The following is an 11,255-nucleotide window of genomic DNA, read 5'->3' on the forward strand; positions in this document are numbered from 1 at the left end:
GGCCGCCAATCTGGTGCCCGGTCGCCGTCGCACCCGCCACACCCGCGTGCGGCGTGATGAGACGGAGCAGCAGCCTGCTGCCCAGACCATCGCCATAGAGGAAGGGGCGGCACCACAGCCGCGCCGTCCGGTCTGGAATGGCCCGACTCCGGCCAATCCGTTTGGTGGGGAGCCTGATATTTTCGAACTGCTCGAAAATAGCGTGCAGCGGCACAATACTGCACCGCGTCAGGCCCAGCCCGAGCGCAAGGTGGAAGCCCCGGCCCAGCCCGTGGCACCGGAACAGGAAAAGGTTGCAGCCCCCGTGGTAGCTGAGGTGGAAACCCCGGCACCCGTTGCCGAGGAAGCTGAAGCCAAGCCTGCCCGCCGCCCCCGCCGTCGTGCTGCTGCAAAAACCGGCACGGATGAAACCGTGCAGGCACAAACTGCAGCTCCGGCTGAGGACGAAGCTGCGGAGGCCAAGCCAACCCGCCGCCGCACCACCCGCAAAAGTGCTGCCAAGGCTGAACCCGAAGCCACGGTGGAAGCCGTTGTGGAAGAAAGCGCGGAGGCCCCGGCCCCCAAGCCGACCCGCCGCCGCACCCGCAAGAGTGCTGCTGCAACGCAGGCCACAGAGGCTGAAACGGTAGCAGAAGCCCCGGCGGTTGATGCGGATGCAGCCAAGGCCGAACCGCTAGTGCAGCCGATCACGATTGAGGACAGCCCCCCCGCCGCGCGTCGCCGCACGGGGTGGTGGAAGCGCTAACACTGTCGGCCCCTAACCCGCGCAACACCAGTGCGGGCAGGAACCGATGCAGTACGAACGGGTCAGAGCCGATGCTCTGGCCCGTTTTTTTATCCGCACCACACACTGTCTGGCCTGCTCTGCGGGGAGGGTTGCACCTGCCCCGGTTTTTCTTCCGGCGCGCCCTGTGCTACAGAGCACCCCTTGCGTTCAGACACCCTCGTTCAGACGCCCCTGACCATGGACCGCAGCGTCCGCTACCGTGCCCGCCGGAGTTTTCATGACCAAGCCTTTCGCAACCCGCCCAACCGAAGATCTGGCCGATACGGCGCAGCACGGAACCGGGCGTGACGAGCGGCTGGTGCTGGCCCTGCCCAAGGGCCGTATCCTCAAGGCCGTGGCACCACTTATCAGCCATACCGGCATGGCCCCCGCGCGCGACTGCCTTGAAGGCGATAGCCGCAAGCTGCGTTTTCCTACACAGGACCCCATGGTGGATGTGGTGCGCGTGCGCTCGTTCGACGTAGCGACCTTCGTGGCCTCTGGTGGTGCACAGGTCGGTATCTGCGGAGCGGATGTTCTGGCGGAATTCGACTACCCGGAAATTTATGCGCCTCTGGACCTCGGTATTGGTGCATGCCGCATTTCCGTTGCCCAGCCTGCCGACCTGCCTCATGACCCGCAGGAATGGGCGCGCTGGTCGGATGTACGGGTCGCGACGAAATACCCGGCCATTACGCGCCGCTTCTTTGCCGCGCGCGGGATCAATGCTTCTATCGTGCATCTGCACGGGGCCATGGAGCTGGCGCCCATGCTGGGCCTGTCCCGCCTGATTGTCGATCTGGTGGATACCGGCTCAACCCTGCGCGCCAACGGCTGAAAGAGGTCGAAACCATTTCGCAGGTCACCAGCCGGCTGATCGTCAACCGGACGGCCCTTAAAACCCGTCCCGAACAGATCGCTCCGTGATCGCACGTTTCCGCGCGGCCCTGGCCATGGCCCCCGCCGCAGACACCGTATAAGACAGGGCACAGAGCATGAAACGGCTTGATACGCGTGACGCTGATTTTGAACCCGCCTTTGCCAGCCTGCTGAGCGGGCGCGAGGAAGGCCAGCAGGAAGTTACAGGCCCTGTTGCCGATATTCTCGCGCATGTGCGCCGCGAGGGGGATGCCGCCCTGTGCACCCTGACCGAGCGTTTTGACCGACTGGCCGTAACGCCGGAAAAGCTGGCCTTCACTCCTGAAGAAATTGAGGCGGCCCGTGCACAGGTCGCCCCGGCCCTGCTCGATGCGCTGGAACTGGCCGCAGCCCGGATTGAAGCCTTCCACCGCGCCCAGATGCCGCAAGACCTGCGCTATACCGATGATGCAGGCATGACGCTGGGCCTGCGCTGGATTCCGCTCGATGCGGCAGGGCTGTATGTGCCCGGCGGCAAAGCTGCCTATCCGTCATCGGTGCTGATGAACGCCATTCCCGCACGGGTGGCCGGGGTCAAGCGGCTGGCCATGTGCGTGCCTACCCCCGATGGCACTATCAACGCTGGTGCTGGCCGCAGCCCATAGCGCTGGCGTAACCGAAATCTACCGCGTGGGCGGTGCGCAGGCCGTAGCCGCCATGGCCTATGGCACCGATACCATCCGTCCGGTGGACCGGATTGTCGGCCCCGGCAACGCCTATGTGGCCGAAGCCAAGCGGCAGGTGTTTGGCCATGTAGGGATCGACAGCATTGCGGGCCCCTCCGATGTGGTGGTGATTGCCGATTCGGGCTCTGATCCGCGCGTGATCGCGCTTGATCTGCTCGCACAGGCCGAGCATGACGAACTGGCACAGGCAACGCTCATCACCCCCGATACCGCTTTTGCCGATGCCGTAACTCAGGCCGTGGAAGCCGAATTGCAGGTGCTGACACGCCGGGCTATCGCAGGGGCAAGCTGGCGCAATAACGGAGCCGTGCTGATCGCCCGCGACCTGCACGAAGCCGTGGAACTGGCCAACCGTTTAGCCCCGGAACATCTGGAACTGATGGTAGACGACCCCGAGGCCCTGCTGCCGCTGGTACGCCATGCGGGCGCGGTTTTCCTTGGGCGTTTCTGCCCAGAAGCCGTAGGCGACTATGTAGCGGGCCCAACCATGTGCTGCCCACCTCGCGCACGGCGCGCTTTGCTTCGGGTCTGGCGGTGTTCGACTTCATGAAGCGCACCACCTTCCTGTCCGGCGGGCCGGATGCCCTCCGCCGCATTGGCCCCGCCGCCGTAGCGCTGGCCGATGCCGAAGGCCTGCAGGCCCATGCGCTGAGCGTGTCCGCCCGACTGGATGCACTGGCCCACGACACGCCCAACACCTGACATTACGGCAGCGGCAACACAGCTAATGCTTGACCCCGCTGCCCCCCTCCACCATACCTGCTCACCAAACCTCACTCAGTCCCGAACAAACGAAGGATGCAATGTCTAAAGAAGACATGATCGAATTCAGCGGCACAGTCACCGAACTGCTGCCTAACGCCATGTTCCGCGTCAAACTCGACAACGAACATGTCATTCTGGCCCATACCAGCGGCAAAATGCGCAAGAACCGTATTCGCGTTCTGGCAGGGGACAGGGTGAATGTTGAAATGACCCCCTACGACCTGACCAAAGGCCGTATCACCTTCCGCTTCAAGTAACATCGTGCCAGCCTCCAGCCCGGACACCGCCGCGGCCGCCTCCGCCTGTATGGACAAGACGGGGCAGCGCCCCCTGCTGGTTCTGGCCTCTGCCTCTCCCCGTCGGTCGAACTGCTGAGCCAGATCGGACTGACGCCGGATCGCATCTGCCCGGCGGATATTGACGAAACACCCCACCGCGCAGAACTGCCCCGCCAGTACGCCCGACGCATGGCGGATGAAAAAGCCCGTGCTGTTGCCGGGCAGATAGACGAACCCGCCCTGATTCTGGCCGCGGATACCGTTGTAACGCTGGGCAGGCGTATTCTCCCCAAAGCCGAAAGCCGGGATATTGCGCGCTCCTGTCTGGATCTGCTGTCCGGTAGGCGGCACATGGTGCTGACAGCCGTCAGCCTCATGCCCAGTGCGGCATGGACACAGGGCCACCACGCAGAACGGCTGGTCGAAACCGCCGTTATTTTCTCGCGCCTGAGCACAGCCCAGCGTGATGCGCTGCTAGATAATGGTGACTGGCAGGGCAAGGCGGGCGGTTATGCCCTGCAAGGGGCGGCGGCAAGCCTGATCCGCTTTGTTTCGGGCAGCCCCTCCGGTGTTATCGGTTTACCTCTGTTCGAAACGGCCCAGCTCCTGCGCGGGCAGGCCGGGGGCTGGCTGGCGTGAGCCTTGTGCTGCATGTCGTCCATTATCCGGGCGAGATGCATCTTGCCGTGGCCGAACAGGGCGAGCTGGTGGACTTTGCCCTATGGCGACCCGGTGCACCCGATCATGTGGGCGATTATTTTCAGGCCCGGATTGAGGCGCTGGTACCCGGCATGGGCGGCGCTTTTGTCGATCTGGGGCTGGATACGGCGGGTTTCCTGCCTTTACCCAAAGACGCACCACCCCTGACACAGGGACAAGCCATAACCGTTGCCGTTACCCGTGCTGCACTGGGCGGCAAGGGTGTGCGTGTCAAGCTGCCCCCCCCGAGTGCGCCATCCCCCCTGCCGACAGCGCCCGTCAGCTCATCCCGCCTGATCGCAACTGGCCCGACACCACTTGAGCGGCTTGCCGCCCTGTGGCCACATGCCAGTATTGTCGTAGACAGCCCAGCCGCGGCAGCCTTGTGCCTCCCGCCCTACGTGACAGAAAGCAGCAGGGCTTTCATGCCCTGCCGGAAGACATTGCCGCTGCCTGCTCTGAGCTGGAAGAGACGGATGTGGACTTGCCCGGTGGCCTGTCCGCAACAATCACCCCCACACCGGCTCTGATCGCCATTGATATGGACGCCCCTCCCACACAGGGAGTGCTGCCTAAACAAACCGCACAATACGCCGCCAACAAGGCCGCTCTGCCAGCGCTCATGCGCCAGATCAGGCTGCGCAACCTTTCCGGCGCCCTTGTTATTGACCCTGCGGGACTGGCCATTCGCAAACGTCAGGCCCTGCTCCCCCCCGTGCAGGAAGCGCTTCAGGCTGATCCGCTGCGTCCGCGCTGCCTTGGCGTGACGGCCCTCGGCTGATTGAAATCCTGCGCCCCAGAGTTCTGCCCTCGCTGCCAGAACTGCTCAACAGCCCCCATGGCCGTGCCCTTGCAGCCCTGCGCCATATTGTTACCCACGCCCCCGGCACAACATCCCTGCTGGTGGGCAGCCGTATCCTACATGCACTGGAACAGGACCCGCAGGCGGTGGCAGACTGTACACGCACCATCGGCCATGGGCTGAACGTGGTGCTCACCCCCTCCCTGCCTGATCTGCACTGGAGTCTTGCACAGCCATGACGGACAGCCCCAGCCCTGCAAAACAGCCCGCCTGCCCTATCTGCGGCCAGCCTGCGGCCCAGGCTACCCGGCCTTTCTGCTCGCGCCGCTGCGCCGATGTGGATCTGGGCCGGTGGTTTTCAGGCGCATACCGCATACCCGGCCAACCCGGCACGGAAGACGAAAAAGACGATGACCCTGAAATAAATCAGGAAAGATGACTTGATCTCCCCCCCATGCTGGGATAAATGCTCTCTCACGCCGCAAGGCTGCGGTGCCCAAGTAGCTCAGTTGGTAGAGCATGCGACTGAAAATCGCAGTGTCACTGGTTCGATCCCGGTCTTGGGCACCATTTTTTCTCCCTAAAAAATTAAAGCCTGAACACATACTAACGCTGCTCCACAAGCGCGTTTTCAACCCTGTGCCATCGCCCGATGCGTGGTGTTGGCAACATTCTCCCCAGAAGGTTAACAACCACGGCTTTTTTGTGGCGCGCGCCTCTCCCAACGCGCCGCCAGCTCAGCTAAAATAGTCTCTACGGCTGCCCGCACGCCCCGTTGTAGCGGCCTGTTTTGATTTGATACGGTCGCTGGGAAAACATATTCATGAAATTTGGGGCTTCACTCGGCATAAGAACACGCCTGTTCCTGGCAATTGGCGTCATGTGCCTGTTTTCCACCTCGGTGGTCATGCTGATCGGCGTGAAGGAAATGTCCTCCTCGGAACTGGAGGGGTCGCGCCAGCTTTTTGTTGAAACCCTTGCCTCCAACGCGGATACGATCGCCCAGTCCATAGGCGGCGTGACACAGGAAACAGGCATGCTGGCGGCATCTGTTTCCGGGCTGATCTCCACCCATACGATTGACCGCGATGCTCTGGGTGACATGGTAGCCCATGCGCTTGAAATGAAACGCGCCAATGTGATGGGTCATACGCTTGCGTTCGAACCCAATGCGCTGGATGGACACGACGCCAGTTTTGTTTCGCACAAATATTCCGATTCCACCGGGCGTTTCGTCCCCTATTTCTTTTTCAAGCCCGATGGCTCCACCGGTGTAGACAAGCTGATCATGACGCCGGAAGCCGGAACCGGCTCATGGTACGATGAGCCCCTGCATGAAAACAAAACCGTCGTAACCGCACCGTATCTCTACCCAGTCAACGGCGTGAATGTTCTGATGACCACCATCAGCGTGCCGGTGCGCCGTGCGGGCAAGGCTATTGGCATGGTCACGACCGACCTGCAGCTCACCGCACTCAACTCTGCCATTGCCAGCCTCAAGCCTCTTGGCACGGGTAATGTCGGGCTGATCGGCACTGGCAATATCTGGGTGGCCAACAGCAACGCAGCCCTTGTAGGCAAACCGATCGATGCGGAAACAGCCGCTTTTGTCGCAGGTAAGGAAAGCAGCGGACGCTTTATCTCCGGGGCGAACGGAGCCGAATGGTTTGAAGCCGCCCGCTTCATTTCCATTCCCGACACGGATGCAAAATGGGTCGTGATCGGCATGGTGCCACGCGCAACGCTGGTGCAGAAAGCGGCTGTAACCCGCAACCGCATGATGCTGGGGGCCATTCTGTCCTTCGCGCTGACCATGGCGTGCATCTGGTTCCAAGCCCACAGCCTGAGCAAGCCTATCCGCCAGATGACCCGGCGCATGCGTGGGCTGGCCGATGGCGATACCCAGTCCCCCGTTGAAGGCCTCGACCGTGGTGACGAAATCGGGGATATGGCAAAGGCCGTGGAAGTGTTCCGCGATAACGCACAGGAACGCCTGCGCCTTGAGGCTGATATCAAGGCATCGCAGGCCCAGCAGGAGCAGGAACGTCTCACCCGTGAGCGCAAAGCTGCCAAGGACGCCGCGGATATCAAATTCGCCGTGGACAGTCTGGCCTCGGCTCTCGCCCGGCTGGCCGATGGCGATGTGTCCTACCAGATACACGATACTTTCGTGAGCGGTCTGGACGATGTCCGCAACGACTTCAACAACTCCACGGAGCAGTTGCAGGCCACACTGCGCGAGGTCGCAACCAATGCACGCAGCATTGCCGTGGGGAGTGATGAAATCAAGGCCGCGGTAGACGATCTGGCCCGCCGGACCGAGCAGCAAGCTGCCAATACGGAAGAAACGGCCGCAGCTCTGGAGCAGATCACCACTACGGTCAAAAACTCCACCAACCGCGCGCTGGAAGCCGGGGAGCGGATCAGGCTGGCCCATTCCAGTGCCGAAAAATCCCGCCAGAACATGATCCGCACCGTGGATGCCATGCGCGAGATCGAGAAATCCTCAACAGAAATCTCGAATATCATCACGGTCATCAACGAAATCGCGTTCCAGACCAACATCCTTGCCCTCAATGCCGGGATTGAGGCGGCACGCGCGGGCGATGCAGGGCTGGGCTTTGCCGTGGTGGCACAGGAAGTGCGTGATCTCGCACAGCGCTCGGCAGATGCCGCCAAGGGTATCCGCACGATTATCAGCACCTCCATCCAGCAGATCGGCAACGGGGTGCAGCTTGTCGGCAGTTCCAATCAGGAACTCGACAGCATTGTTGCCGACGTGCAGGAAATCAACCAGCACATGGCCTCCATTGTTCAGGCTTCGGAAGAACAGTCCACCAGCCTGCAGCAGATCAACATCGCCATGGGGCAGGTTGATCAGGACACCCAGAAAAACGTGGCCATGGCGGAAGAAATTACCGCTACCACGCACACTCTGGCCTCTGGCGGGGCGGCACTCATCCGCATGCTGGAACGTTTCACGCTCGATAACGACACCAGCGCATACCGCGCGCTGCGCTAAACGCCTCTCCCTGCCAGTCTGCTCAAAGGACTGGCAGGGATAAAATACAGGGACGTGCAGGGACACGCCCCAGCCCAAGGAGAGCTTTCGCCCATGCCGGAGCAACAGTCTTCTCCACTCCCTGAGCAGATACCGGACAGCCTGATGGACTCAGCACACACACCCGCCCGCAGCCTGTCCGGGGTGTTTGCCAGTGTCAGCGTTCCCGGCAATGACGTGCACTGGCTCAGGCGTTTTCTGGCCTATTCCGGGCCGGGCTACATGGTGTCGGTTGGTTATATGGACCCCGGCAACTGGGCTACCGACCTGCAGGGAGGCGCGCAGTTCGGCTATACGCTGCTTTCCGTTATCGTCCTGTCCAGTCTGATGGCCGTTGTATTGCAGGTTCTGGCAGCCCGGCTTGGCATAGCCACGGGGCTGGATCTGGCGCAGGCATGCCGGGCTTTTCTGCCCCCCGCACTAACATTCCCGCTCTGGGCGGCCTGCGAACTGGCCATTATCGCCTGCGATCTGGCTGAGGTAATCGGCACTGCCATTGCCCTGCAACTTCTGTTCGGCCTGCCGCTGATTCTCGGCAGCATCCTGTCCGTGCTGGATGCCCTGCTGGTGCTCCTGCTCATGAACCGGGGCTTTCGCTATCTGGAAGCATTCATCATGGCGCTGCTGAGTACTATTGCGCTCTGTTTTGTCGTGCAGGTTATTGCCGCGGCACCGCCTGCCGCGGCCCTGCTGCGCGGATTGGCCCCATCGCCCCAGATCATCCGCGATCCGGCCATGCTGTATGTGGCCATCAGCATTATCGGGGCTACGGTCATGCCTCATAATCTCTACCTTCACTCCTCTATTGTGCAGACACGCGCCTATGAGCGCACCACCGCCGGGCGGCGGGAAGCCATGCGCTGGGCTTCATGGGATAGCGGGGTCGCGCTGACACTGGCCTTTTTTGTTAACGCGGCCATTCTGGTTGTTGCAGCGGCCTTTCACACCACCGGCCACCAGCAGGTGGCAGAGATAGATGAAGCCTATCGCCTTATCTCACCCGTATTAGCTGGGAGTTGCCTCAACCCTGTTCGGTCTGGCGCTACTTGCTGCGGGGGTGAACTCCACCGTAACCGGCACGCTGGCGGGGCAGATCATCATGGAAGGGTTTCTAAGCCTGCGCCTGCCCGCATGGGGCCGCCGCCTGCTCACGCGCGGTCTGGCTATTATTCCTGTGCTCATCATCGCGTGGCTGTATGGCGCGCAGGGGGTTAACCGGCTGCTGCTGGCCAGTCAGGTCATTTTGTCGCTGCAACTGCCCTTTGCCATTATTCCTCTGGTTTTGTTTGTTTCAAGCCACACGGTCATGAAGAAGTTTGTCATCTCCCGGCCCATGGCTATTCTGGCATGGCTGATTACGGCTGTGATTGTCGTGCTGAATATCCGCCTGCTGGTGGATACATTCATGAGCTGAAACGGCCATAGCGAACAGCCTTAGCCGGCGGGGTATATGGGCCTGCCCTGCGGCTACAAAGCGGTTGCGTTTGCCAAATAAAACTGTTAGCCGCGCGCAGGTGTCAATTTATTACACAGATCATAACGTCTGAGCTCATAACAAGCACACACTAGATTTGACAAAGGGAACAGCCGTGTTTTTCGACAGTCATTTCAATATGTTACCTGTTGAAAAACAATGGGAATACATTATCGCCCGAACACCGGCCTTCATTCGTTCTGGCCTGCGCGATATTGTACAAGAACATGGCCGTTCATGCGTACAGAGCTTTTATGCTGCCCTGATTGAACACCCTGATGCGGCAGTATTTCTTGAAAAGGACATGATTGAAAAACGCCTGAGCGGCAGCCTTCAGGCATGGCTGGAACGCCTTTTTCCCGCGCAGGAAGACGATGTACCGGAACTGATCGCCCTGCAGCAGCGGGTGGGAGAAATTCATGCCCGGCTTGAAATATCACCGGGGCTGGTTTCCTACGCGTTCTTTTTTATCAAGGTCAGCCTTGATTCCTTTATCGAGAAAAAATTCGACACTGAAAAAAACCAGATACAAGCGATCCTGTACTGTCAGTACATGATTGATTTCGCCATGAAATACATGAACATGGCCTATAATTCCGATTTCAGGAAAAAAATAGAACAGGATCAGTCGTTCAGAATGCTCTCTCTGGGGCAGGATCTCAATTTCGAGAAAGAAACCCAGAAAACGACTTTCTTTGACTGGAGCACACAAGCTCTCTTCTGCCTGTGCGAGCAGCGCCCGGAAAATCTCCAGACCATTGGAGAATCCCAGTTCGGTTTATGGATGAGCCATAAGGGACATGGCCTGTTCAAGGGTATGGAAGACTACAACCTGCTCCAGTCCATGATCGAAAAAATAGACCAGCGTATTGATGACATTCGTAAAAACCGCGAAATACCACCCGGCTTCGCGCTTGTTCTCAAAAACAACATTTACGACCTGACCCTGCTGACAAACCGTCTGTTTCAGGGCGTGGAAGCCCTGCAAAGCGGGCTGGACCCCCTGACAAAGGCCCTGACCCGGCGTTTCCTCGATGTCGTGCTGCAAAATGAAATCACCTTTTCGCTGACCAACGACAAGGAATTCAGCCTGATCCTGCTCGATATCGACCATTTCAAGCAGATCAACGATGAACACGGCCACCTGATCGGCGATGAAACCCTGCGGTTTATTGCTGAAATGCTGATCAACACCATCCGTAGCAACGATTTTGTTTTCCGTTATGGGGGCGAGGAATTCCTGATTGTTCTGACCGAGCGAGGCCGGAACGACGCCATGGCCTGTGCCGAGCGTATCCGCACCAATCTGGAACAATCGGTCATTACCACCTCAACAGGCAGTAAACTCCGCCTGACGGTTTCTGGGGGTGTGACAACCTTCAAGGGTGAAACCAAAATCAACACACTTGTCACGCAGGCTGACCGGGCGCTGTACGAAGCAAGGTGGCCGGGCGCAACCGTATCGTGGCTTTTGCGTAACCCGAACACTCTCGTATAACGCCCCACTGCGACATATTGTTGACATTCCACTGCTGAAACTTATCTTCCTGCCCGTCTGGTTCCTTGGAAGAAAACCTGTTTTCTCCCAAGGCTAAGAGGGAAGCCGGTGCAAATCCGGTGCTGTCCCCGCAACTGTAAGCGTAGAGCAGAGGCCATGAACCACTGAAGCCGCAAGCTTCGGGAAGGGGCCTTGATGCGATGACACGCAAGCCAGGAGACCTGCCAGGCAAGACAGCAACCACCGGCGGGGTGACCGGGAAGGAGCGCATGGCGCCTGCCCGGTCTTGTCTTCTGCCCCTGCCGGGC

The 11,255-nt window shown here is 60.1% G+C and carries 4 protein-coding genes, 1 tRNA gene, 6 pseudogenes and 1 riboswitch; all 11 genes and pseudogenes read left to right on the forward strand.

The window, feature by feature from the left end; genetic code table 11:
* Positions 1-745, forward strand: a pseudogene (locus JCM25143_RS22245) (hypothetical protein); the annotation flags it as partial.
* A gap of 259 nt (positions 746-1,004) precedes the next feature.
* Positions 1,005-1,746 (forward strand): annotated as a pseudogene (gene hisG / locus JCM25143_RS16775) (ATP phosphoribosyltransferase).
* A 15-nt stretch (positions 1,747-1,761) separates the two neighbouring features.
* A pseudogene (gene hisD, locus JCM25143_RS16780) lies at positions 1,762-3,072 on the forward strand (histidinol dehydrogenase).
* Between the two features lie 101 nt (positions 3,073-3,173).
* Positions 3,174-3,392, forward strand: a complete 219-nt coding sequence (gene infA / locus JCM25143_RS04230; RefSeq protein WP_025860133.1) for a translation initiation factor IF-1 — start codon at positions 3,174-3,176, stop codon at positions 3,390-3,392.
* Between the two features lie 49 nt (positions 3,393-3,441).
* A pseudogene (locus JCM25143_RS16785) lies at positions 3,442-4,052 on the forward strand (Maf family protein).
* Positions 4,053-4,087: 35 nt separating this feature from the next.
* Positions 4,088-5,153 (forward strand): annotated as a pseudogene (locus tag JCM25143_RS25375) (ribonuclease E/G).
* On the forward strand, positions 5,150-5,353 hold the full coding sequence (yacG, locus tag JCM25143_RS04245) for a DNA gyrase inhibitor YacG (RefSeq protein ID WP_025860134.1): 204 nt from the start codon (positions 5,150-5,152) through the stop codon (positions 5,351-5,353). Before JCM25143_RS25375 ends, yacG begins: the two are co-directional and overlap by 4 nt.
* A 55-nt stretch (positions 5,354-5,408) precedes the next feature.
* Positions 5,409-5,484: transfer RNA gene (locus tag JCM25143_RS04250), tRNA-Phe, on the forward strand.
* A gap of 310 nt (positions 5,485-5,794) precedes the next feature.
* A complete protein-coding gene (locus JCM25143_RS04255) occupies positions 5,795-7,936 on the forward strand; it encodes a methyl-accepting chemotaxis protein (protein WP_234394956.1) in 2,142 nt (713 codons plus the stop codon).
* Positions 7,937-8,080: 144 nt separating this feature from the next.
* Positions 8,081-9,389 (forward strand): annotated as a pseudogene (locus tag JCM25143_RS16795) (Nramp family divalent metal transporter).
* Between the two features lie 175 nt (positions 9,390-9,564).
* Entirely contained in the window at positions 9,565-10,947 is a 1,383-nt protein-coding gene (locus JCM25143_RS04265; protein WP_025860136.1) for a GGDEF domain-containing protein, read from the forward strand.
* Between the two features lie 41 nt (positions 10,948-10,988).
* Positions 10,989-11,190, forward strand: a riboswitch (cobalamin riboswitch).
* Positions 11,191-11,255 lie beyond the last annotated feature (65 nt).

The organism is Acetobacter papayae JCM 25143 (assembly GCF_000613285.1).
In the GTDB taxonomy this organism is placed as follows: domain Bacteria; phylum Pseudomonadota; class Alphaproteobacteria; order Acetobacterales; family Acetobacteraceae; genus Acetobacter; species Acetobacter papayae.

Excerpts from the sequence above, each read along its gene's own strand:
- infA (WP_025860133.1), top strand. The coding sequence starts at position 3,174 with ATGTCTAAAGAAGACATGATCGAATTCAGCGGCACAGTCACCGAACTG.
- yacG (WP_025860134.1), top strand. The coding sequence starts at position 5,150 with ATGACGGACAGCCCCAGCCCTGCAAAACAGCCCGCCTGCCCTATCTGC.
- JCM25143_RS04255 (WP_234394956.1), top strand. The coding sequence starts at position 5,795 with ATGTGCCTGTTTTCCACCTCGGTGGTCATGCTGATCGGCGTGAAGGAA.